19 protein-coding genes are annotated in these 21,962 nt (G+C 66.8%); 6 read left to right on the top strand and 13 right to left on the bottom strand.

Annotated elements, in window-relative coordinates; genetic code table 11:
• Positions 1 to 30 precede the first annotated feature (30 nt).
• The 5 genes from D4754_RS02955 to D4754_RS02935 form a co-directional block, all read right to left on the bottom strand.
• Entirely contained in the window at positions 31 to 1,086 is a 1,056-nt protein-coding gene (locus D4754_RS02955) for a cytochrome ubiquinol oxidase subunit I (RefSeq protein WP_163025753.1), read from the bottom strand.
• Between the two features lie 130 nt (positions 1,087 to 1,216).
• Positions 1,217 to 2,146, bottom strand: coding sequence for a metal ABC transporter permease (locus D4754_RS02950; protein ID WP_121061388.1), 930 nt, complete (start codon positions 2,144 to 2,146; stop codon positions 1,217 to 1,219).
• Positions 2,143 to 3,348: a metal ABC transporter permease gene (locus D4754_RS02945; RefSeq protein WP_121061387.1), complete on the bottom strand. Its 1,206-nt coding sequence runs from the start codon at positions 3,346 to 3,348 to the stop codon at positions 2,143 to 2,145. Before D4754_RS02945 ends, D4754_RS02950 begins: the two co-directional genes overlap by 4 nt.
• A 15-nt stretch (positions 3,349 to 3,363) precedes the next feature.
• Positions 3,364 to 4,167, bottom strand: a complete 804-nt coding sequence (locus D4754_RS02940; protein ID WP_121061386.1) for a metal ABC transporter ATP-binding protein — start codon at positions 4,165 to 4,167, stop codon at positions 3,364 to 3,366.
• A gap of 1 nt (position 4,168) precedes the next feature.
• Positions 4,169 to 5,101: a metal ABC transporter solute-binding protein, Zn/Mn family gene (locus D4754_RS02935; RefSeq protein WP_121061596.1), complete on the bottom strand. Its 933-nt coding sequence runs from the start codon at positions 5,099 to 5,101 to the stop codon at positions 4,169 to 4,171.
• Between the two features lie 401 nt (positions 5,102 to 5,502).
• On the opposite strand from D4754_RS02935, the gene deoC reads away from it, so the two are divergent.
• The 3 genes from deoC to D4754_RS02920 are packed head-to-tail and all read left to right on the top strand — an operon-like array spanning position 5,503 to position 9,713.
• Positions 5,503 to 6,489 carry a deoxyribose-phosphate aldolase gene (deoC, locus tag D4754_RS02930; RefSeq protein ID WP_420837184.1) on the top strand — a complete coding sequence of 329 codons (987 nt, stop codon included), beginning with the start codon at positions 5,503 to 5,505 and terminating at the stop codon, positions 6,487 to 6,489.
• 49 nt (positions 6,490 to 6,538) lie between these two features.
• Positions 6,539 to 8,875, top strand: coding sequence for an aldehyde dehydrogenase family protein (locus D4754_RS02925; protein WP_121061385.1), 2,337 nt, complete (start codon positions 6,539 to 6,541; stop codon positions 8,873 to 8,875).
• Between the two features lie 10 nt (positions 8,876 to 8,885).
• A complete protein-coding gene (locus tag D4754_RS02920) occupies positions 8,886 to 9,713 on the top strand; it encodes an SDR family oxidoreductase (protein WP_121061384.1) in 828 nt (275 codons plus the stop codon).
• 41 nt (positions 9,714 to 9,754) lie between these two features.
• Here the strand turns inward: D4754_RS02920 and D4754_RS02915 are convergent, their stop codons facing one another.
• The 7 genes from D4754_RS02915 to D4754_RS02885 form a co-directional block, all read right to left on the bottom strand.
• Positions 9,755 to 11,089, bottom strand: a complete 1,335-nt coding sequence (locus D4754_RS02915) for a M16 family metallopeptidase (protein ID WP_121061383.1) — start codon at positions 11,087 to 11,089, stop codon at positions 9,755 to 9,757.
• Entirely contained in the window at positions 11,086 to 12,417 is a 1,332-nt protein-coding gene (locus D4754_RS02910) for a M16 family metallopeptidase (RefSeq protein ID WP_420837192.1), read from the bottom strand. Before D4754_RS02910 ends, D4754_RS02915 begins: the two co-directional genes overlap by 4 nt.
• A 198-nt stretch (positions 12,418 to 12,615) precedes the next feature.
• Entirely contained in the window at positions 12,616 to 13,131 is a 516-nt protein-coding gene (locus D4754_RS02905) for a DUF3035 domain-containing protein (protein WP_121061382.1), read from the bottom strand.
• A gap of 69 nt (positions 13,132 to 13,200) precedes the next feature.
• Positions 13,201 to 13,722, bottom strand: a complete 522-nt coding sequence (gene lspA, locus D4754_RS02900; RefSeq protein WP_121061381.1) for a signal peptidase II — start codon at positions 13,720 to 13,722, stop codon at positions 13,201 to 13,203.
• 158 nt (positions 13,723 to 13,880) lie between these two features.
• On the bottom strand, positions 13,881 to 15,470 hold the full coding sequence (gene purH / locus D4754_RS02895) for a bifunctional phosphoribosylaminoimidazolecarboxamide formyltransferase/IMP cyclohydrolase (protein WP_121061380.1): 1,590 nt from the start codon (positions 15,468 to 15,470) through the stop codon (positions 13,881 to 13,883).
• Positions 15,471 to 15,511: 41 nt separating this feature from the next.
• Positions 15,512 to 17,290 carry a heparinase II/III family protein gene (locus D4754_RS02890; protein ID WP_121061379.1) on the bottom strand — a complete coding sequence of 593 codons (1,779 nt, stop codon included), beginning with the start codon at positions 17,288 to 17,290 and terminating at the stop codon, positions 15,512 to 15,514.
• A gap of 83 nt (positions 17,291 to 17,373) precedes the next feature.
• Positions 17,374 to 18,639, bottom strand: coding sequence for an RsmB/NOP family class I SAM-dependent RNA methyltransferase (locus D4754_RS02885; protein ID WP_121061378.1), 1,266 nt, complete (start codon positions 18,637 to 18,639; stop codon positions 17,374 to 17,376).
• A gap of 76 nt (positions 18,640 to 18,715) precedes the next feature.
• Between D4754_RS02885 and D4754_RS02880 the strand changes: the two genes are divergently transcribed.
• A complete protein-coding gene (locus D4754_RS02880; protein WP_121061377.1) occupies positions 18,716 to 18,901 on the top strand; it encodes a DUF1674 domain-containing protein in 186 nt (61 codons plus the stop codon).
• Between the two features lie 215 nt (positions 18,902 to 19,116).
• Here D4754_RS02880 and D4754_RS02875 read toward each other — a convergent pair whose 3' ends face one another.
• Positions 19,117 to 19,932 carry a peptidoglycan-binding protein gene (locus D4754_RS02875; RefSeq protein ID WP_121061376.1) on the bottom strand — a complete coding sequence of 272 codons (816 nt, stop codon included), beginning with the start codon at positions 19,930 to 19,932 and terminating at the stop codon, positions 19,117 to 19,119.
• 244 nt (positions 19,933 to 20,176) lie between these two features.
• Here D4754_RS02875 and D4754_RS02870 point away from each other — a divergent pair, with 244 nt between their 5' ends.
• Positions 20,177 to 21,055 carry a LysR family transcriptional regulator gene (locus D4754_RS02870; protein ID WP_121061375.1) on the top strand — a complete coding sequence of 293 codons (879 nt, stop codon included), beginning with the start codon at positions 20,177 to 20,179 and terminating at the stop codon, positions 21,053 to 21,055.
• A complete protein-coding gene (locus tag D4754_RS02865) occupies positions 21,043 to 21,960 on the top strand; it encodes a DMT family transporter (protein ID WP_121061374.1) in 918 nt (305 codons plus the stop codon). Before D4754_RS02870 ends, D4754_RS02865 begins: the two co-directional genes overlap by 13 nt.
• Positions 21,961 to 21,962 lie beyond the last annotated feature (2 nt).

Genomic DNA, 21,962 nt, shown 5'->3' with positions numbered 1-21,962 from the left:
ATTCTGCCAGCTTGCTTGCGGGGGTTCGGGCTATTCGGCGGGCAGCAGTCCCAGACCCTGGCGGGTGGACCGTTCAGAGGCCGCGTTGCGGGCCATGCCCAGCGTCGCCGCGCAGAAAAACGCCACCAGCAGGGCCGACACGGCCGCATAGGCGACCATGGTCTGGGGCAGATCGCTGACCACGCCGGCGGGCAGCGGCAGGGGGGCCAGCGCCTCGAGCGGGACGGCGCCGTGCCAGAGCAGCAGCGTGATGGGCCAGCCGGCAAAGCTGATCGAGAAGACCCCGATCAGCAATGCATAGGGCGGCATGCCGGGCATGGAGCGGCTTGTGGCGCCAAAGCCCAGCGTGGCCCAGGACAGGCCCGCCATGGCCACCAACACCAGCGAGAACCAGATCGCCGCGGTTTCCGACAGCCGCGCGGTATCGGCAGAGAGCAGCACCAGAAGCGGCGCGGCGATGGCCACCATCCACAGCCCGGTGCGCAGCATGCCCCGCTGGGCGCGGGTCCGTTCCCCCGTCAGGATGCGCAGCGCGGTCAGCCCGGCGATCAGGCAACCAACCGTCAGGACCGAAGACAGCACTGCCGCCAGGGTCAGTTCCGGGATCGTGACTCCTGAAAGCGCGCCGCCCAGACCGATGCCAAGCCCGATCAGGACCAGCGACCAAAGCGTGGCGCCTGTGGCGATCATCAGCCCGGCCGCTGCCTGCACCCGCCGGCGCGGCAGAGTGCGACGCATCAGCAGCAGCGAGAGCCCGATGCTCTGGAACGCGAAGGCGGCCATGAAGGCGCTGCCGGCAAGGGGAGAGATCAGCGGCTCGGCCCCGCGCAGAACCTGCGATTGTGACGCCAGCGCCAGCCCGGACACCGCGCTCAGCCCGAAGGCCAGCGCCTGCACCCGCGTCCAGAAGGCCCGCACCCGGCGCATGTCGCGCAGGCCAGCGCCGCGCACGCCGGTGCCGCGGACATCCGTCTGCCACAGCGCCTGCGCATAAAGCGCGCACAGAACCCATCCCAGCGCCAGCGTGATGGCGGGGAAGAGCATGTGAAACGAAGCGAGAATCCCGAACTGCGTCCGGGAAAGCATCAGGACGTCCATATCAACCGCGGTTAAGGTTTCAGAAGGAAATCTTAATATGGGTAAGGGTGACCCTTACGTCAAAGCCTTTGCCAGCGACGCGGCGACGCAGGGAAAAGCGGAAAGAAAGCGGGGCAGGTCAGGCGCCTTCGGGCGCGCCCGTGCGGGACCGGCACGGGCCGTACAGCGCCGCGATGCCAAGGATCACGCCCGAAACGGTGGCGATCATGCCCGCAGCGCTCACCGCGTCCTGCCCGCCCAGCCACAACGGGCCGTAGCCGGCCAGCACGTAACCAAGGACCGCGGACAGGGTAGCGAACAGGACGCTCCACGCGACCTGCCGTTCCAGCCGGTTGGTCATCATACGCGCCGCAGCGGGGGGGCAAATGAACATCGCGATCACGATGATCGACCCCACGGCGTCGAACGCGGCCACCGCAGCCAGCGCGGCGACCGTTACCAGCGACAGGCCGATCAACCCGGTCGGCAGACCCAGCGTGCGGGCAAAGCCTTCGTCGAAGGTGGAGATCTTCAGCGGCCGCCACAGGACCGCCATGAACAGCGCGACGGCCACCAGCGTGATGGCGATGCGCGGAAGCTCCACCGGCAGATAGCGCAGCGCTTGCGCGTCGAGCAGCGATCCCCAGCCCGTCGCATCCAGCCAGATCAGGCTTTCAAGGTTGCCGTAAAGCGCATGTTGGACGTCAAGATGGACGCTGGAGGTATCGGAAAGCTCCAGAAGCAGCACCCCGCCCGCGAACATTGCCGTGAAGACGACACCCATCGCGGCACCCGGTTCGATATTGCCCAGGCGGCGCACGAGTTCGATCAGGATCACCGTCAGAACGGCCGCAACCATGGCACCGATCAGCATCGGCCCGGTCGAGATCGTGCCGGTCACAAGGAAAGCCGCGACGATGCCGGGCAGGACGACGTGGCTGATGGCATCCCCGATAAGGGCCTGACGGCGCAGGAGCAGGAAGTTCCCCGGCAGCGCGCAGGCGATGGCAGCGAAGGTGCCGATCAGGATCGGCGGCAGCGACAGGGGGACGAATTCGGCACCCATCAGGCGGAAACTCCCTGCGGGCTACCGATGCGGCGGTCGATCTCGGCAATCTGGTCGCGGGTTAGCACGGCGTCAATGTCGGTCAGCCCGTCATAGAAGGCGGCGGCCGCTTCGTGGGCGGGATCGGTGCGGACGATCTCCCACCGTTTTTCATCGCGCAGGGCGCGGGCGGCGCGGGCGCGGCCGGCCTCCGTCGCCACGCCATCCGGGCGGGCGAGACCTGCGCGGCGCAGCAGCCGCAGGGTACGTGGTTCATAGATCTGTTGCGCCTGTGCCAGCGCCAGAAGGCCCTGCCGCAGGTGGACGCGGTGCTGGAACCGCAGGTGCCGGACGAGCGCCGCCATCACGCCACGACCGGGCGCGAACAGCAGCGACAGCGCGAACAGGCCGAAGGCGATCAGCACGATGATCGGCCCTGTCGGCACGTTCGGCACGGCGGCGGAAATGGCGGCCCCGGTGTATCCGGCCAGCCCGCCAAGGATGCCTCCGATCAGCACCACGTGGTCGGCCCGGTCGGTCCAGAACCGGGCGGCGACCGACGGGATGATCAACAGCGCCACGATCAGGATCAGACCCACGATCTTCAGGCCGACGACAGTCACGGCCATCACCAGCCCCATCATCGCAAGATCCACCCGATCCACGTTCAGCCCGCGCGCGGCGGCGTATTCGGGATCGAAGGCGACCTCCAGCATCGGGCGGCGCAGGATGAAGATCGCCAGCAGGATCAACGCGCCCCCGCCCGCGATCACCAGCGCATCCATGCGCAGCATCCCGGCGGTCGAGCCCAGCAGAAAGTTCTCAAGCCCCGCCTGACGGCCGGAACTCATGGTCTGGATCACGGTCAGAAGCACGATGCCGAAACCGAAGAAGACGGACAGGACGGCACCGATGGCCGCGTCTTCGGCCAGCCGGGTACGGCGCACCAGCCAGCCAAGGCACAAAAGCCCGGCCCAGGCCGACAGCGCCGATCCCAGAAGCAAACCGGGCAAGTTGCGGCCGTCCGCGCCAAGAGCCACCATCACGATGAAGGCCAGCCCCACGCCGGGCAGTGTCGCATGGCTGATCGCATCGCTGACCAGCGCGCGTTTGCGCAGGTAGAGGAACGATCCGGTCATGCCCGCGGCCACGCCGAGCAGCATGGCGCCCACGGCGACCAGCGTGGCGTTGTAGCCCAGCTGCAAAAGCAGCGCATCGATGACCATGTGTCCGGTTCCCGGTTACGCCAGCGCGGCCGAGATCTGATCGACCTGCGCCGCGGCAAGACGGCCGCCATAGGCCTCCTGCAACGTTTCGGCGGTAAAGGCAGTGGCGACGGGGCCTTCGGCGATACGGCGTACGTTGATCATGAAGACATGGTCGAAGTAATCGCCCACGGTCGCCAGGTCATGATGCACGGCGACGACGGTCTTGCCCTCGGCCTTCAGCGATTTCAGCACGGCGATGATCGCCTTTTCCGTGGCAGCATCGACCCCGGCGAAGGGTTCATCCAGGAGATACAGATCCGCCTCCTGCGCCAGCGCGCGGGCCAGGAAGACCCGCTGCTGCTGACCGCCCGACAGCTGGCCGATCTGGCGATCGGCGAAGGCCACCATGCCCACGCGATCCAGGCAGGCGCGGGCGCGGTCGATATGGGCGCCGCGCAGACGGCCCAGCAAACCGACCTCGCGATAAAGCCCCATCAGAACGACGTCGATCACGCGGGTGGGGAAATCCCAGTCCACGCTCGCGCGTTGCGGCACATAGGCGATCTTTGCCCGCATCTCGGCCAGCGGACGGCCCATGACCTCCACCTGCCCGGACAGGGGTTTCACGATCCCAAGGCAGGCCTTCAGCAGCGTCGACTTCCCGGCGCCGTTCGGCCCGATGATCGCGGTCATCGACCCCGCCTTCACGGTCATGTCCACGGAAAACACCGCCGGTTTTTCCCCGTAGGAAACGGTCATCCCCCGGACGGCCAGCGGGCTTTGCGCCCGTGCGGTATCGCTGGCGACATGTCCGTCGGTGCTTGCGAGTTCCAGCATGTCAGCTCCCGGTTGCCAGTTTGCCATCCATGCCGCGCGCGGGCACATTCGCCCCAAGCGCACCGGCAATGGTGGTCACGTTATGATCGATCATGCCCAGGTAGGTGCCTTCATAGGTCCCGTCCCGGCCCATCGCGTCACTGAAAAGTTCGCCGCCGATCGTCACCTCGTGCCCACGGGCCGACGCGCCTTCGGCCAGCGCGCGCATGTTGCGGTCGGGGACCGAGCTTTCGACGAAGACGGCCCGAATGTTGCTGTCGACCAGCCGGTCGACCAGCGTGCGGATACGGGATAACCCTGCCTCGGATTCCGTGGAAATGCCCTGAATGCCCAGCACTTCGAAGCCATAGGCCTCGCCGAAGTAACCGAAGGCATCGTGCGCGGTTACAAGCACGCGGCCCGATTCCGGAACCTTGGCCAGCGTCTCGGCCGCGTAGGCATCCAGACGTCCCAGATCGGCGATATGGGCGTCGGCATTGGCGGCAAAGATCCCGGCCGCCTCGGGGCGCGCTTCGGTCAGGGCGCGCTGCACTTCGCGCACGACACCGGACCACATGCCCGGGTCCATCCAGACGTGGGGGTCGTACTTGTCCTCGTAATCCTCGTGGCCCAGCAGCGCATCCTTCGGCAGCGCTTCGGCCACCGCGACGACCACGTTCTTGCGGGCCAGCTTGTGCATGAATTCTTCCATCTGCGCTTCAAGGTAGAGCCCGTGCCACAGCACCAGATCCGCCCGTGTCAGCGCCACGATGTCCGACCGCGTCTGGCGATAGGAATGCGGATCGACCCCCGGCCCCATCAGCGCCTTCACCTCGACCTCGTCCCCGCCGACCTGCCGCGCGGCATCCGCGATCATGCCCGTGGTGGCCACGATCTGAAGCGGCGCATCGGCGGCCGCGGCGGGTTTCGACAGGAACGGCAGCGACAGCAGCATCACGGCGGCGGTGAAGCCCCCAAGGAATGCGCGTCGGCCAGTGAAAGCAGTCATGAGTCGGGTTTCCATCGTTTCATTTCAAATTGAATATGAGAGTCACTCGCAAGTCTGTCAATGCTCTTGCGAATTATTCGCAAAATTAACGCCCGACTCTTGGGCGCTTATCCGCCGCCGTCATCACGGACTTGCACGCTTCTGCACGTCACGGTTGCAAAGCGCCGCTGGCGTCGGGATGGCTGTCGGCATGGCACAGGTGCGGTCAACCGGCGGCGCGACGGGATTGTTCCTGCGCCAATGCCGACAGGCCCGTTTCCGCGACGGCCCCGCACCGGGCCCGCGTTCCTGTCCTTGCCATGCCGCAAGGCTCGTGCCACCGTTCCGGCAACGGAAGGGAGGCCGGCATGAACATGGAGACGGCGTATCAGACCGCGCCCGCCGCGCATCTGGAGCCCCGCAATCCCGGCATGCCGCTGGACATGGGACTTGTCCGCGCGGCACAGGCCAACACACCCGCCATCGAACGCCGCGCCGCCACCCTGCCTGGCCGCCGGTCGGTCAAGAAGGACCATCAGGCCGCGTGGCTTCTGAAGGCCGTGACCTGCATCGACCTGACGACGCTTTCGGGCGACGACACGGCCGGCCGCGTCCGCCGCCTGTGCGCCAAGGCGAAACGCCCCGTCCGTGCCGATCTGCTGAACGCGATGGGCATGCCGCCGATCACCGTCGGCGCCGTCTGCGTCTACCACGACATGATCGCGCCCGCCGTCGGCGCCCTGCAAGGCTCGGGTATTCCCGTGGCCGCCGTGTCCACGGGCTTCCCTGCGGGCTTGTCGCCCTTCCACCTGCGCGTGGCCGAGATCGGCGAAAGCGTGGCGGCCGGCGCGGAGGAGATCGACATTGTCATCTCGCGCCGTCACGTGCTGTCGGGCGACTGGCAGGCGCTATATGACGAGGTCCGCGCCTTCCGCGCCGCCTGTGGCGAGGCGCATCTGAAGACGATCCTGGCCACCGGAGAGCTGGGGAGCCTGAGGAATGTCGCCAAGGCATCGCTGGTGGGGATGATGGCCGGGGCCGATTTCATCAAGACCTCGACCGGCAAGGAAAGCGTGAACGCCACGCTGCCCGTCACGCTGGTGATGCTGCGGGCGATCCGCGCCTATCACGCTGCCACCGGCATCCGCGTCGGCTACAAGCCCGCGGGCGGGATATCGAAGGCCAAGGACGCGCTGGTCTACCTGTCGATGATCAAGGACGAGCTGGGCGATGCCTGGCTGTCCCCGCATCTTTTCCGCTTTGGCGCGTCGTCGCTGCTGGGCGATATCGAACGGCAACTGGAACACCATGTCACCGGCGCCTATTCCGCCGAGTGGCGTCATCCGATGGGGTAAGCGACATGCTTAAACTTCGAGCTAACTGCGAATGCGGCGGAGAAGCTGCGTGAGTGTCGCCGAGATCTTTGAAAGCATGAGCTACGGCCCCGCCCCCGAAAGCGCGAAAGAAGCGCTGAACTGGATCGCCTCGCATGATGGCCGCTTCGGCCAGTTCATCGACGGCGCCTTCACCGAGCCCGGCGATGGCTTCGACACACGCAACCCGGCGACGGGCGACGCTCTGGCGCACATCAGTCAGGCAACGCAGGACGACTTGGATGCCGCCGTCTCTGCCGCCCGGGCCGCGCAAGCGGACTGGGAGGGTCTGGGCGGACCGGGCCGGGCGCTACACCTTTATGCCCTCGCGCGGCTATTGCAGAAACACGCGCGGCTGTTCGCGGTGCTGGAAACGCTCGACAACGGCAAGCCGATCCGGGAATCGCGGGATATCGACATCCCGCTGGTGCAACGGCATTTCTATCACCACGCCGGCATGGCCCAACTGATGGAAACGGAACTGCCCGGCCGCAAAGCCGTGGGCGTCTGCGGGCAGATCGTGCCGTGGAACTTCCCGTTGCTGATGCTGGCATGGAAGATCGCGCCCGCGCTGGCCATGGGCAACACGGTGGTTCTGAAGCCCGCCGAATACACCTCGCTCACAGCCCTGCTGTTTGCCGAGATCTGCGTGCAGGCGGGCCTGCCAAAGGGCGTCGTCAACATCGTCACCGGCGACAGCGCGGTGGGAGAGATGATCGTCGGCGCCCCGGTCGACAAGATCGCCTTCACCGGCTCCACCGATGTGGGCCGTCGGATCCGCGAAGCGACGGCCGGGACGGGCAAGCGCCTGACGCTGGAGCTCGGCGGCAAGTCGCCCTACATCGTGTTCGAAGACGCAGATCTGGACAGCGCCGTCGAAGGGCTGGTGGACGCGATCTGGTTCAACCAGGGGCAGGTCTGCTGCGCCGGATCGCGCCTGATCGTGCAGGAAAGCGTGTCGGAGGATTTCCACACCCGGCTTAAGGCGCGAATGGACAAGCTTCGGATCGGCGACCCGCTGGACAAATGCGTCGATGTCGGCGCCGTGGTGGACCCGGTCCAGCATGCCCGGATCTCCGAAATGGTCGACGGTTGCACCGACGGCCAGATCCACCGCAGCGCCGCGGCCCTGCCCGATGGCGGCTGCTTCTACCCGCCCACGCTGATCGAAGGTCTGGATCCGGCCCACCCCCTGATGCAGGAGGAGATCTTCGGGCCCGTCCTCGTCTCCACCACCTTCCGGACCCCGGCCGAGGCCGTGTCACTGGCCAACAATACCCGCTACGGGCTAGCGGCGACGGTGTGGTCGGAAAACGTGAACCTCGCGCTCGACGTGGCGCCGAAGCTGATGGCGGGCGTGGTCTGGGTGAACGCGACCAACCTGTTCGACGCGGCGGCCGGCTTTGGCGGGATGCGTGAAAGCGGCTTCGGGCGCGAAGGCGGATGGGAAGGGTTGCAGGCCTACACCAAGCCCGCACATGATCCCGGCCCGCTGGAATTGCCCGAGGCCGGAACCGCGGCCAGCATCGGCGGCAGCGGGATCGACCGGACGCCAAAGCTCTATATCGGTGGCAAGCAGGCGCGGCCCGACGGCGGCTACGTGCGCGCGGTTGCGGCCCCCGATGGCACGCTTTTGGGCCATGTGGGCGAGGCGAACCGCAAGGATGTGCGGAACGCGGTCGAGGCGGCGCAGGCGGCCAAGGGCTGGTCCGGCATGTCGGGCCATCAGCGGGCGCAGGTGCTGTATTACATTGCCGAAAACATCTCCGCCCGGGCGGATGACTTTGCCGATCTGCTCGACCGGATGTCGGGACTGACGCAGGGCGGGGCCGAGGTCGACGCGACGCTCGACCGGCTATTCACCGCCGCGGCGTGGGCCGACAAGTTCGACGGTCGCGTCGCGGGCGTGCCCCTGCGCGGCGTGGCCCTGTCGACGCGAACGCCGGTGGGCGTGATCGGCATCCTGTGTCCGGAGGAAGCGCCCCTGCTGGGGCTTGCCACCGCGATGGCCGCGGCGCTGGCGATGGGCAACCGGACGATCCTGATCGCGCCTGAACGCGCGCCATTGGTGGCGACGGAACTGTACCAGGTCCTGGACACGTCGGACGTGCCGGGCGGCGCCGTCAATATTCTGACCGGGAGCCATGCCGATCTGGCGCCGGTGCTGGCCTCGCACATGGACGTGGACGCGGTGTGGTCGTTTTCGGCCGCGGATGTATCGGCGGGTATCGAACACGCCTCGGCCGGGAACCTGAAGCGGACATGGGTCAACAACGGGCAGGCCACGGACTGGGGGTCGCGCGACATGCGACCCTTCCTTGAAGAAGCGACGGAGATCCGGACGGTCTGGATTCCCTACGGCGAGTGAGGACGAAAGCATGAGCGTGACACTGGATTTCGCCGACATGTCGGTGGTCGTCGTCGGCGGCACGAGCGGCATCAACCGCGGCATTGCCGAGGCCTTCGCCTCCCACGGGGCCAAGGTGGCCGTGGCCAGCCGCAACCCGGAGAAGGTGGCCGATACGGTCAAGTCACTGGAAGGTATGGGCGCCGGCATGGCGATGGGCCAGGCCTTCGATGTGCGCGACCCCGATGGCGTGGCCGAAGGGCTGGCGGCGTTTCATGCGAAGATGGGCGACTTCGACGTTCTGGTCTCGGGCGCGGCCGGCAACTTCCCGGCGCTGATGTCCGAAATGTCGAACAACGCCTTCCGCACGGTGGTCGAGATCGACCTGATGGGGACCGTGCACGTGATGAAGGCGGCCTACCCGTTCCTGAAGAAACCCGGCGCGTCGGTTGTCAGCATCTCGGCCCCGCAGGCGTTTCTGCCCTACGAAGGCCAGTCCCATGTCTGCGCGGCGAAGGCGGGGGTGGATCAGATCACCCGCACGCTGGCGATGGAATGGGGCCACGAGGGCATCCGCATCAACTCGGTCGTGCCGGGTCTGATCGACGATACCGAGGGCGCCCGGCGCCTGGTTCCGACCGAGGAGGCGCGCCGGCAGGCGCTGGCCGCGATCCCGCTTGAACGGATGGGTGAAAAAGCGGACGTGGCCAACATGTGCCTGTTCCTGGCCTCGCCGCTGGCCTCTTATGTCACGGGAACCGTGATCAACGTGGATGGCGCGCTGTACCAGGGCGGATCCGGGCACCTGAGCATGCAGATGGGCAAGATGCTCCGCATGACGGCCGGCAGCAAACGGTAAGGCCGCGAAGCCGCTTGATGGAAGCGGCTTCGCTCGGCGCCTCAGCCTTCGCTGCCGGTGGTCGAGCTTAGCCCCTCGGGCTGGCCCACGACGACGAAGTGCAGGGCATCGGGATCCAGCAGTTCACGCGCGACGCGGTTCACGTCCTCCAGCGTCACGGCGTCGACCTTGTCGTTGCGGGTGGCGATGTAATCGGTCGGCAGGTCCTGCATCTGCATCCCCAGCATGATCGACGCGATCCGCCCGTTGCCGTCGAAGCGCAGCGGGTAGGCGCCGGTCAGGTAGGTCTTGGCCTCGTCCAGTTCCTTCTGGGTTACGCCGTCTTCCGCCATGCGGGCCCATTCGTCCCGGATGACCTCGATCGCCTCGGCGATGCGGTCATTGCCCGACGCGACGCTGCCCATGTACATGGCGGCCAGATCCTTGGGCACGAGATAGGAATAGACGCCGTACGTCAGCCCGCGCTTTTCGCGCACCTCGTTCATCAGGCGGCTTTCGAACCCGCCGCCGCCAAGGATGTGGTTCAGCACGTAGGCGGCGAAGAAATCCGGATCGTCGCGTTCGATCCCCTTGTGGCCGAAATAGGCGACCGATTGCGGCGTGGCGAAGGGCACCACGGTAACCCCGCCTTCCAGCGCGACGTCGGCCGGGCCGGGTAGCGGCGCGCCGGTGTCGGGCAGATCGCCCAGCAGGTCATCGACGACCGTCGCCAGTTCGGGCGCGGTGATGTCGCCCACGGCGCCGATATAGACCCTGTCACGGGCGAAGACGGCCTCGTGCGCCGCCACGATATCCTCGCGCGTCAGGGCCGACACGCTTTCGATCGTGCCTTCGCCGGGGCTGCCATAAGGATGATCGCCATAGGCCATCTCGGAAAAGGCCCGCCCGGCAATCGCGTTCGGGTCCTTCAGGTCGTTCGACAGCGACGACAGAACCTGGCGCCGTACACGTTCGATGGAGTCGGCATCGAAATGCGGATCGTGGATCGCGTCGTGCAGCAGGGCCATCGCCTCGCTCCGGCTTTCGGTCAGGAACCGCGCGGTGATCGTCACCTCGTCGTCCGAGGAATCGTAATCGACCGACGCCGCGATCCGTTCCAGCGCGCGGGCATGTTCGCGGCTGTCCAGTTCGCCTGCCCCTTCTTCAAGCAGGCCCATCATCAGGTAGACCGCCCCACGCTTGTCCGGCGCGTCCAGAGACGAGCCGCCGCGGAACCGCAGTTCCAGAACGGTGAAGGGGTGATTGTGATCCTCGACCAGCCACGCGGTCAGGCCGCCCGGGGTCTCGATCTCCTCGATCTCGACCGCGGCCAGCGCGGGCATCGCCATCATCACGGCCGTGGCGGCCGCCAGTATCCAGGTGAAAGCCCGGTTCATTGCGTCACCTCCTGTTCCTGCTTGGACGGGTCGGCGCGCATCAACCAGCCCGTCACCGACGCCTCGGGACGCAGGACCTCGTGCGCGACGGCCATGATATCTTCGGGCGTCACCGCCTGCAGCACCTCGGGCCAGGCCTGAACGTCCTCGACAGTCAGCCCGGTCGTCAGCGCGCGGCCATAGCGGTTTGCCAGGTTGTCGAGACTGTCGCCGGCGTAGATCTCGGACGCGCGGGCCTGTGTCTTGATCCGCTCCAGATGCTCGGCATCGACACCTTTCTCCATGAACTCGGCCAGCGCCGCGTCCATTGCGGCTTCGGCCTCTTCCAGCGAAACGCCGTCTTCCGGGACGACGATCAGATCGAAGGTCGCATCATCCAGCGAAGTGCCGCCGTAGTAAGCGCCGGAATGGACGGCGATCTGGTCCTCGAACTGCAACCTGTCGGCAAGAAAGCCCGTCGGACCCCCGCCCAGGAGGTTCGCCAGCAGCAACAGCGCGGCGGCCTTTTCCTGGTCGCCGCTGTCGCGTTCGGGCGCAAGGTAGGACCGGTTGATGTAGGGCTGCGCGACGCGGGGATCCTTGAAGGTCAGACGCCGGGCTGCCGTCTGGGGCGGTTCCTGGCTACGGACCCGTTCCGGAAGGTCGGGGTTCGACGGGATCACGCCATAGTACTTCTCCGCCAGCGTGCGCACCTCGTCCGGTGTGACGTCTCCCGCAACCACCAGGATCGCGTTGTTGGGGGAATAGTAGGTCTCGTAGAACGACAGGGCATCGGTCCGGTCCAGCGCCTCCATCTCGTGCTTCCAGCCGATGACGGGGGCGCCATAGCGGTGGTTCAGGTACTGGGATGCGGCCATCTGTTCGTTGAAGAGCGCGCGGGGATCGTTCTCGACCCGCTGGTTGCGTTCTTCGAGGATCACGTCGCGTTCGGTGGCGATGTCCTCCTCGCTCAAGCGCAGGTTCCGCATCCGATCGGCTTCCATGCGCATCATCAGTTCCAGCCGGTCGGCGGCGACGCGCTGGTAATAGGCGGTGTAGTCGTAGCTGGTGAAGGCGTTGTCCTGTCCGCCATTGGCAGCGACGGTGGCAGAAAATTCACCCGGTGCCAGCGTGTCGGTGCCTTTGAACAGCAGATGTTCCAGAAAATGCGCCACGCCGGTCGAGCCCACGGGCTCGTCCGCGGCGCCGGCCCGGTACCAGACCATGTGCTGCAGGACCGGGGCGCTGTGATCCTCGATCACGACGACATCCATGCCGTTGTCCAGCGTGAAATGGCTGACCGGATCGGTTTCGGCGGCCAGCGGCGCGGCGGCCAGCGAAGCACACAGAGCGGCAACGGGTCCAATCAGTCGGAATATCTGCACTGGCGGTCTCCTGCTTGCGTGAAGGAACGGATGGCCTGGCGCGGTGCCATGACACCGTGAGGAAGGGCAACAGACATCACCCCTTGGCCCCCCAAGTTCAAGACATGCCAGATCACGGACATGGTTGAAATTTCGTGAACGGACGGGCGGATCCTGAAACAATCAGTCCAGTGTGGCCGGCGGCGCGCTGACCGTGGGCACACCGGCGCGGCGGAACCGGTCGTTCTGTTCGAACGGATCGATGGCCTCGCTCTTGTAGGCTTCGGCATAGCGGTCGGGCACGAAGATCCTCAGCCCGGACATCCGCGACTGGCGGCGGCGGAACTTCTCGTCTTCCTCGGCCAGGGCCCGACGGCTGTCGGTGTCGATTCCGTAACGGCCCGCCTGTGCCAGAAGCTGGGTGTCAGACGCGGGCACGCTGCGCAGCTCGGGCGGGGTGCCGCCAAGGGCCACGATCGCCTCGGCCGCCGGATCGCGGTCGGTCCGGTTGACCCCGCCCGGCGTGGGCGGCGGCAGGTCGGAATAGGAGTTCGGCTCGGCCAGGGGCTTGGCCGGGATGATCATGAACTCATCCGGCCCGGGACCCGGGGAGTCCAGGTTGCGCAGGCCGTTCTTGCCCGAACATCCGGCTGCAACAGCAAGCGCTGCCATCGCCATCAATGCCGTCTTGCCTCGCATTGTCGGTCTCCCGCCACACCCGTGTGGTTTTCGCGTTTCGCGGTGCTTTATCGCATTTCACGGCGGGCGTCACGGCCCGTTTTGACCGCCCCGGCGCGATCCCGCCTTGCCGGAGCGTGCTTTCGGGGCCTTCCTGGCCGGCTCGAAGAGCAGGATGCCCGCCGCCCCGCCGAAGATGAAGACATCGGCCAGGTTGAAGACAAAGGGGTTATCGATCCCGCAGCACGACATGTTCAGGAAGTCCAGCACGTAGCCGTAGATCACCCGATCGACCATGTTACCCAGCGCCCCGCCGATCAGCAGTCCGGCCGACAGGGTCACGGGCCACGGCCGGTCCTCGCGCTGGGTCCAGTACCAGACGGCGGCGGCGACAAGGCCGGAAAACGCGATCAACGCCCAGCGCAGCCAGCTGCTGTCATCGCCGAACAGGCCGAAATTGATTCCCGTGTTCTCGCCGTAGCGGAAGTTCAGGACAGGCGGCAGAACGTCGATGGCCCGGACACGCGACAGTTCGAGCACGTGGACCACCCAGTATTTCGAAGCCTGATCCAGCAGAAAGGCCCAGAACGCACCCCAGAACAGCAAGCGCATACGTCTACCCCCACTCGCGGCGCTTCAGCGCCGCATCGCGCCCGAAGCGGTCCGGAGGAAACCGGAGGTTTCCGACGGGGGCGGGCGGGTGGGCCGCCGAGGGCGCGATCCCGCCTGCCGCCGCGCCCGAAACGCCTGATTTTCGATGCATCTTCATGTCAGTGCCGGAAATGGCGCATGCCGGTGAACACCATGGCCAGCCCCAGCTCGTCCGCCGCCGCGATCACCTCGTCGTCGCGCATCGACCCGCCGGGCTGGATCAGCGCCGTGGCCCCGGCCTCCGCGGCCGAGATCAGGCCATCGGCAAAGGGAAAGAACGCGTCCGACGCCACGACCGAGCCAATGGTGGGCGTCTTGCCCAAACCAAGTGTCTTCGCCATGTCTTCCGCTTTGCGTGCCGCGATCCGCGTGCTGTCAACCCGGCTCATCTGACCGGCGCCGATTCCCACGGTCGCGCCGTCCCTGGCGTAGACGATAGCATTCGATTTCACGTGCTTGGCCACCGTCCACGCAAAAAGCAGATCCGCGATCTCTTCCTCGCTCGGCGCGCGCTTGGTCACGACGCTCAGGTGTTCGCGCCCGATATGGCCTGAATCGGCATCCTGCACAAGGAACCCGCCCGACACCTGCCGGACCGTCAGCCCCGGCGCCAGCGGATCGGCCAGCCCGCCGGTGGTCAGCACCCGCATGTTGGCCTTCTTCGACAGGAACTCGATGGCGGCGGTTTCTGCATCGGGAGCGATCACCACCTCGGTGAAGATCTCGGAAATCGCCTCCGCCGTCGGCACGTCCAGCGGCTGGTTCAGCGCGATGATCCCCCCGAAGGCACTTGTGCGGTCGCAATCGAAGGCGCGGCGATAGGCTTCCTCCAGCGTCTCGCCCTGCGCCACACCGCACGGGTTCGCGTGCTTGATGATCGCGCAGGCCGGCCCGCTTCCGGGCGCGAATTCGCTGACCAGAGAAAAGGCCGCGTCGGTGTCGTTGATGTTGTTGTAGGACAGCTCCTTGCCCTGATGCTGCTGCGCCGTCGCCACGCCGCGACGCAGCGAGCCGTCGACATAGAAGGCCGCGTCCTGGTGCGGGTTCTCGCCATAGCGCAGTTTCATCGCCAGCTCGCCCGCGAATACACGCCGCCGCGGCTTGTCTTGGCCCAGCGCGGCGGCCATCCAGCCGGACACGGCCGCATCATAGGCCGCCGTGCGGGCATAGGCCGTCTGCGCCAGCCGCTGCCGGAACGCGTACGATGTCGCGCCGTCATGCGCTTCCATCTCGGTCTGAAGCGCCGCGTAATCCTCGGCGTCCACCACCACGGACACGAAGGCGTGGTTCTTGGCGGCCGCACGGATCATGGCCGGGCCGCCGATGTCGATGTTCTCGACACAGGTCTCGTAATCGCCGCCCTTGGCCACGGTTTCCTCGAACGGGTAGAGGTTCACCACCAGCAGGTCGATGGGCGGGATGCCGTGGTCATTCATCGACGCGACATGCGCGGCGTCGTCGCGGAGCGCCAGAAGGCCGCCGTGGATGCGCGGATGCAGCGTCTTGACCCGTCCGTCCATCATCTCGGGGAACTCGGTCACCTCGGCCACGTCCAGAACCGTCAACCCGGCCTTGCGCAGGGCGGCCGCGGTGCCGCCTGTCGACAGAAGCTCCACGCCGCGCGCGGCCAGCGCTTTTCCCAGCTCTTCCAGCCCGCTCTTGTCGGACACGGAAATCAGCGCACGCCGGATCGGCTGCAGGTCGGTCATCTCGGTTTTCTCCTTCAGTCGCGGCCCGGGACACCCGACCGTCAGCTGTTCTCCTGAGTCCCGCCCGTCTCGTCGGTCTCGTCGGTCTCGTCAACATCATCCATGGGCACATCGCGCAGGGCGATGCCGGTCTCTGCGGATTTCGCCAGGGCCCAGCGAACGCGCGTCGCATAGTCCATGGCCCGGCCGGAGAGAACGATCTGTTTTGTCGCGCGCGGCTCCAGCCGTCCGCGTTCGAGGTAGTAGCCCGGCTCCACGCTCAGGGTAAAGCGCGCGTCATGGGTGAATTCCCATGTCTCGCCATTGGCAAGCATCAGGCGTACCATGTTCCGCACCCGGTCCTGTTCCACCTCCACGTCCGGGTGCAGGTGGAAATGAATGTCGGCGCCCAGCCCGTGACCGTCGCTCTGTGCCAGCGCGGCGTCGAACCGGGCCTCGTCGGCGTCCTGCATGGCAAAGAGCATGTCTTCCGCTTCCAGCGTCCGCCCGTCGTCGAACAATTCGAACGCGCGGGCATGGGTCAGCCCGCAGGCCGCGACATAGCCATCGTGTCCGGCCTCGAACCGTTGCGAGCCATGGACGCGGGTGCGTTCCATCGGCACGTCGGTCGGCCCGCCGGTCAGGGCTTCCAGACCGCTGTCAGGATCGACGGGGGCGAGGCCCGCGCTCGATTGCCCGGCCAGACACAACGTCGAATGTGCGGCGGTGGCGCGCCCCACGCGGCGCCAGTCCGGCCCGAAGCTGACGCCCGATCCCGCGTTCACGATCAGGGGCCGCCGGGCCGAGGTCATCTCGAACGCGAGGGTCGAGGCATGGGCATCCGTCGCCGCCCAGCCCTTCGGCGGGGGCGCGGCATCGATGATCACGCTGGTGCGCGCGGCCGCCAGACGGATAAAGCCCATGGCCGTTCCCTGCCGCGGCTTGCGTTTGCCGCCGGCATCGGCCAGCGCATGTTCCAGCAGACCTTCCAGCCCGCGTCCGCCACCGTGGAACCGGGCCAGCGCCCCGTCGCCATGGGCCAGCGCCCGCAAGGTCGGCGCCACCCGGTCGATCGCCTCGTGCAAAGCGGGCGGCGTGCCGCGCCCTGCCTCCAGAAGCGCCGCGGCGGCCCAGTTGAGCAGGACCAGCACGTGCAGCAGCTCTTCCGGGTTGCGCGATGGCAGCCCGCCCGCGCCGTCGATCGCGGCGTTGCATTCATGCGCCAGCGCGGTGACCGCCGGGTCGGCCAGCACCGCGTGGCCTTCCAGCGACAGGGCGGCATAGATCAGACCGCACAGCGCCTCGATCCGCGGGACACCCGGCCGCGCCGCGCGCCAGCGTTTCGACAGGAACCACGCCTGCCGCGACAGGGCGGCATGGAACTGCTCCCGCTCGGCGGTTTTCAGACCGTGAAGCACGAACATCGCGTTGTTGATCCAGCGGATCACCCGCCGGCCCGTCAGTTCCGGCGTCCAGCCCGGCCCGGCACCCATGCCGTACAGGTCGATCCACACCCTCAGCCAGCGCTGCGCCTTCCGGCGCGCTTGGAACCCGCCCACGGCGGCCAGATCATCCAGCCAGTCGAATCCCTGCCGTTCATTTTCGAACGCCCCATCGGGCGCGCGCACGTCCCAAAGGTCGGTATCGTCCGACGTCACGAGGTAGCCCGCGAACAGAAGCTTGCCTTCGACCAGCCGCTGCCCGCGCAGCGCGTTGCCGATGGTGCGCGGCACGGGTTCGCGAACAAAGCCGTGCCCGGCCGCCTTGTAGCGGCTCCGCCATGCGTAATGGCGGTTCAGAAGCCGGTCCTTGCGGCCAAGTGTGCTGCCGGTCGTCGCCATGCATTCTGCCCCATGCGCTCTCGGGCGCGTTCAGGCGGACCTTAACGCCGGCAGGGGCGCAAGTCATGGGGCAACACGGCGTATCAAACGGCTTTTCTGAGGCAGGCGATATAGAACCCGTCCATCCCGCCACGGTCCGCCCAGTAATCGGGCCTGAGACGCAATCCGCCCTCCTCCGTCACCCATTCCGGATCGATGCCGGGCAGGGTCAGCGCATCCGTGTCGGCACTCATGTCGGGGTAAAGGGCCAGGGCTTCCTCGACCTGGACCTCGCCCTCGTCCGGGATCAGCGAGCAGGTGCAATAGACCAGCCGCCCGCCCGGTTTCACGAGCGTCCAGGCATGGGCCAGCATGCGGGTCTGCAAATCGATCAGCTCGGCAATGCCACTGCCGTCGCGGGCATGGGGCAGATCCGGGTGCCGCCGGATCGTGCCGGTGGCCGAACAGGGCGCATCCAGCAGGACAGCATCGTACTGGCCCGTCTGGTTAAATGCGTCGCCCACGACGGTTCCGGCATTCAGTTTCGTTCGGTCCATGTTCGCGCGAACCGTCGCCATCCGGTGTTCCGACAGGTCCACCGCCGTGACGGTGGCGCCTTCGGCCACCAGTTGCAGCGTCTTGCCGCCCGGCGCGGCGCACAGGTCGAGGATGTTTTCTCCCGCAACCGGCGCCAGGATCTTCGCGGGCAGGGCCGCGGCAGCATCCTGCACCCACCAGTCGCCGCTGTCATAGCCTGCCAGGGCGCTCACCTGCCCCGGATCGGTCAGGCGCAGCGAGCCGGTAGGCAGCGTTTCCGCGCTCTCCGGCACCTGTGTCGCGCCCGGCTTCACCGTCAGATCCAGCGGCGCGCCGGCGAAATGGGCCTGCTCCATCGCCTTGACGGCCTCCGCGCCCCAGGCTTCGATCAGCGGCCCCCTAAGCCATTCCGGCAAGCGCGGCACCCGCATCTTCGGCCAGGCCTCCGGTGCATCTTCGGCCATCTTGCGCAGCACGGCGTTCACCAGCCCCTTCAACCGGACATGGCGTTGCGACCTGCTCGCCAGTTCGACCATCGCATCGACGACACCATGCGCGGCCTCTCCGTGGGCCAGTTCCATCGTGCCCAGCCGCAGGAGGTTCAGGATCGGGACGGGCGGGGCCTTGCGCAGATGCGGCTCCAGCAGGCGGTCGGCCCGTTCCAGCCCGCGCAGCGTGTCCGTGGCAAGCCTTTGCGCCCGGGCGCGGTCTGCCGGATCCAGCCGTGCGATCACCGGCGCATTCAGCGCGGCGGTCAGCAACTGGCGCTCGTCCAGCACCTGGTTCAGCAGAAACGCCGCGCCTTCGCGCGCGGCCAGCCCGGATTTCGTCATCGTGCGCCTCTTGCCCCGCCGCTTGTCAGCGGCAACCGCAGGCGTATATCACGAGGTAACGGGAAAGGAAGCCGCCATGACCGAGACCACGCCCGAAAGGGAACTCTCCCCCGCCGCAAAACGCGCGCTGGCCGAGGCCGAGGCGCGCCGCAAGGCCGCAGAATACGATCCCGACCTCCCGAAGGAACTGGGTGGCCGCGACGGCCCGGAACCCGTCCGCTACGGCGACTGGGAGAAGAAAGGCCTGGCAATCGACTTCTAGGCCCCTTCCGCCCGCGGGCACACGGCACGTTCACCGATACGATGTCCGGGCGTTGCGCCGCCCCCCTGCGGGAGTATTTCAGAAGAGAAGAAGCCCCGGTGCTCCTGTCCCTTCTTCTCTTTCCAAATACTCCGGGGGAGTCGCATCGCAGGTGCGGCGGGGGCAGAGCCCCCAGCCCCGGGCGCATCGTTTCGCCGGCCTCTCTCCCTGAAGGCTCAATCCAGCCGGGCGCGTTGGAAGTGCATCGCGTCGGCGCCCCACAGCCGGATCGCCGGCAGCCATTCATGGGCTTCCATGATATCCAGAAAATCCGTGTAGTCCGGCTTGCAGAACAACGCATCGGGGCAGCGGGTGCGCAGGCCGTTTGGGGCGGCATAGAAGTCGATGGCGCAGCCATAGGCATGCATCGACCACGACGTGCCGCCGCGGATCTTGCGGTGGTTGTAACAGCCTGCGTACCGGTCGATCCCAAGCTCGTTCATCCGGGCCGGGCCGTAGTGGTCCCGGACCGCGACCAGCGCTGCCTTCAACTGGTCCGCCGCCTCTTCATGCACCCGGATGCGCCGCGCCGTCTGGCGCAGGTTCCAGTCGATGCGCAGCGAGAACGGCAGCTCGATCGTTTTCAGCCTCCGCTCGACCTCGGCCCCGGGACGACCGTATACCGCGGCGACCTCGCTCTGCTTCGGGATGGCGGCCCCGCCCGGCGCGCCGGAGACCCGTTCGCGCGGGATCACTTCGTCCCGGCCGGTCGTCTTCTTGAAGAGGAACGCGTTCAAGGCTTCTTCCGTGTTGGGGCCGACCCATCCGTCGATCGTTCCGGGCTCGAACCCCAGCTTGTTCAGGCAGGCCTGCAGCGCCGCCACGAGACGCCGGTTCTCGTAGGATCCCGCCGGGTCGAACCTGTACCTGTTCTTGAACTCGGTCTCGATTCCGGCGACGGCCGCCCAGGATTTCGGCCCGATGATCCCGTCGATGCCGCCGTTGTAGTATCCGGCGGCGGCCATCGTCATCTGTACGTCACGATCGTCCATTAACGGTCCATCCCATGCAAATTTCTCAAATAAATAAACGGAAGTATGCGCTGCAATAGCGACCAGGAGTATACCAGAATTCCGGACCTCCCACGCGTTTGTGCGACGGCGACGGGTCAGTTTGGCCTTGCAGGCCTGTGCACGGCTTGGCACTTCTGGGCAGCAGACCTTCGGGTCCGGGCGTCGTGTCGGAAGGTACGATCATCCAACCGACGCCCCGACCGTGCCAGAGGACGACACGCCTATGAACAATTGGGACGAGGTGCGCACCGCCTTCCAGGTGGCCCGGATCGGGACGGTCAGCGGTGCGGCCGAGGTGCTGGGCGTACACCACGCAACCGTCATCCGCCATATCGACGCGCTGGAAACCAGCCTTGGCGTGAAGCTCTTCCACCGCCATGCCCGCGGCTATACGCCGACCGAAGCGGGTGACGACCTGTTGCGCGTCGCCCAGACGACCGAGGACCAGTTCAGCCAGTTGACCGCCCGCCTGAAGGGCCAAGGCGCCGACGTCGCGGGCGAACTGGTGGTGACATCTCTGGCAGGACTTGGGCCGTTGCTGGTACCGACGCTTTCGGATTTCCAGCGCGAAAACCCGCGGGTGCAGGTGAAGCTGATGACCGGGCCGCGGCTGTTCCGGCTGGAGTATGGCGAGGCGCATGTCGCGATCCGCGCGGGCTCCGTCCCCGATCAGCCGGACAACGTGGTGCAGCCTTTCATCCGCCAGCGCGTCGGGCTTTACGCCAGCAAGGACTATGTCGACCGCGAGGGCAAACCCGAAAGCGAGGCCGACTTTGATGGCCACCGTTTCGTCTCCTTCGACAACCCCGAAAGCCGGGCACCCTTCAATATCTGGCTGCGCGAGCGGGTGCGCGAGGATCAGGTGACTTTCCGCGCCAATGCCGACAACGTGCTGCGCGATGCCGTCTTTGCCGGCGCGGGCATGGGCTTCCTGCCCTGCTGGGAAGTGACCGGCCGCGATGACCTGGTGCAGGTGCTGCCGCCGCGGCCGGAATGGGAATCGCCCCTGTGGCTGGTCACCCATGTAGATCTCCACCGTACCACCAAGGTTCAGGCGTTCCTGTCGTTCCTGAAGGCGCGGTCGAAGGAATGGGCCACGTGAGTCGCGCCGCCCAGGGTCACCTGGCGATGCTGGTCTTTTCGTTCCTCATCGCCGGGTCGTTTTCGCTGGGCACGCGGATCGCGAACGATGCCGGGCCGGTCGCGATCAATGCGATGCGCTTCATGATCGCCGGGCTGGTGATCGGCATTGCCGCCCTCTCCACCACCGGGCTGAAGCGCGAACATTTCCGCGCGCCGTGGCGCTTCGTGGTGCTGGGCGGTGTGTTCGCTTTGTACTTCGTGCTGATGCTCGAAGCGCTCAAGACAATCGATCCGGTCAGCGCCTCGGCCGTGTTCACGCTGACACCGATTCTGACCGCCGGCTTCGGTTACCTGATCCTGCGACAGATCACGACGCCCCGGATGGCACTGGGGCTGTCCATCGGCGGGATCGGCGCGCTGTGGGTCATCTTCCGGGCCGACTGGGCCGATTTCATCGCCCTGGACATCCAGAGGGGCGAGATCATCTATTTCATCGGCTGTATCAGCCACGCGATCTATACCCCGCTTGTGCGCAAGCTGAACCGGGGGGAGCCGCCCGTCGTCTTCACCTTCGGCATGTTGCTGGCCGGCATCGTGATCCTGACCGGCTATGGCTGGCCGGAACTGCGCGCCATCGACTGGGCCACGCTGCCGACGCTGTTCTGGGTCGGGCTTTTATACCTTGCGATCTTCGCCAGCGCCGCCACCTTCGTGCTGCTGCAATTCGCGACGCTCCGGATTCCGTCGGCCAAGGTGATGGCCTATACCTACCTGTCGCCGTCCTGGGTGATCCTGTGGGAAGTGGCCCTTGGCGGCGACGTGCCCCCGCCGATGATCCTGATCGGGATCGGGCTGACCATCATCGCGCTGTTGATCCTGCTGCGCGACGAAGAGGCGCCGAAGGTCGCCGTTGCCGAGACATGAAG

Source organism: Chachezhania antarctica, from assembly GCF_003646465.1.
Classification (GTDB): Bacteria; Pseudomonadota; Alphaproteobacteria; order Rhodobacterales; family Rhodobacteraceae; genus Chachezhania; species Chachezhania antarctica.
Note: the sequence above shows the minus strand (reverse complement) of the source record. Positions and strands in the feature narration are given on the sequence as shown.

Coding starts and splice junctions, on each gene's coding strand:
- D4754_RS02905 (WP_121061382.1), bottom strand. CDS start 13,131: ATGCGAGGCAAGACGGCATTGATGGCGATGGCAGCGCTTGCTGTTGCA.
- deoC (WP_420837184.1), top strand. CDS start 5,503: ATGAACATGGAGACGGCGTATCAGACCGCGCCCGCCGCGCATCTGGAG.
- D4754_RS02935 (WP_121061596.1), bottom strand. CDS start 5,101: ATGCTGCTGTCGCTGCCGTTCCTGTCGAAACCCGCCGCGGCCGCCGAT.
- D4754_RS02940 (WP_121061386.1), bottom strand. CDS start 4,167: ATGCTGGAACTCGCAAGCACCGACGGACATGTCGCCAGCGATACCGCA.
- D4754_RS02870 (WP_121061375.1), top strand. CDS start 20,177: ATGAACAATTGGGACGAGGTGCGCACCGCCTTCCAGGTGGCCCGGATC.
- D4754_RS02885 (WP_121061378.1), bottom strand. CDS start 18,639: ATGACGAAATCCGGGCTGGCCGCGCGCGAAGGCGCGGCGTTTCTGCTG.
- D4754_RS02865 (WP_121061374.1), top strand. CDS start 21,043: ATGGGCCACGTGAGTCGCGCCGCCCAGGGTCACCTGGCGATGCTGGTC.
- lspA (WP_121061381.1), bottom strand. CDS start 13,722: ATGCGCTTGCTGTTCTGGGGTGCGTTCTGGGCCTTTCTGCTGGATCAG.
- D4754_RS02955 (WP_163025753.1), bottom strand. CDS start 1,086: ATGCTTTCCCGGACGCAGTTCGGGATTCTCGCTTCGTTTCACATGCTC.
- purH (WP_121061380.1), bottom strand. CDS start 15,470: ATGACCGACCTGCAGCCGATCCGGCGTGCGCTGATTTCCGTGTCCGAC.
- D4754_RS02920 (WP_121061384.1), top strand. CDS start 8,886: ATGAGCGTGACACTGGATTTCGCCGACATGTCGGTGGTCGTCGTCGGC.
- D4754_RS02875 (WP_121061376.1), bottom strand. CDS start 19,932: ATGGACGATCGTGACGTACAGATGACGATGGCCGCCGCCGGATACTAC.
- D4754_RS02945 (WP_121061387.1), bottom strand. CDS start 3,348: ATGGTCATCGATGCGCTGCTTTTGCAGCTGGGCTACAACGCCACGCTG.
- D4754_RS02880 (WP_121061377.1), top strand. CDS start 18,716: ATGACCGAGACCACGCCCGAAAGGGAACTCTCCCCCGCCGCAAAACGC.
- D4754_RS02890 (WP_121061379.1), bottom strand. CDS start 17,290: ATGGCGACGACCGGCAGCACACTTGGCCGCAAGGACCGGCTTCTGAAC.
- D4754_RS02915 (WP_121061383.1), bottom strand. CDS start 11,089: ATGAACCGGGCTTTCACCTGGATACTGGCGGCCGCCACGGCCGTGATG.